Source organism: Halobacillus sp. A1 (genome assembly GCF_024189295.1).
Taxonomy (GTDB): Bacteria; Bacillota; Bacilli; order Bacillales; family Halobacillaceae; genus Halobacillus_A.
Genome location: NZ_JAIZEN010000075.1, coordinates 1 through 360, shown reverse-complemented (window position 1 = coordinate 360; position 360 = coordinate 1). Strand labels below are relative to the sequence as shown.

Annotated in this window: 1 protein-coding gene; it reads right to left on the bottom strand. The window is 41.9% G+C overall.

The window, feature by feature from the left end; genetic code table 11:
* Positions 1 to 360 (bottom strand): IS3 family transposase (locus tag LF817_RS20060; protein WP_253937571.1); only part of this gene is annotated, 360 nt, incomplete at both ends.

Sequence of the window (360 nt, the reverse complement as noted above, 5' to 3'; positions counted from 1 at the left end):
TCATGATACGCCGAATACGCTTATGGTTCATTACGATATGTTCATCGTTCTCTACCATCATTTTGATCTGAAGAGCTCCTACTTTACCGTGACGTTGATCATATACTTTCTTGATGATTTCATAGTCCGCCTCATCTTTTCGTTCTCTCTTTTGGCGGGTGTTTTCTGCTTTCAACCAGTTGTAATACCCCGAACGGCTCACGTTGGCCAACTCACAAAAATACTGAATCAATTGGGGGAAGCCATGAGTCCTTACCACTTGTTCAATGAGTTGAAATTTCTCTGATGTCGTTATTTCTTCTTCTTCTTCGCCTGCCTTTCTTGTTCGTCGAGCTTTTTTACGAAGTCCAATTCTGCCTC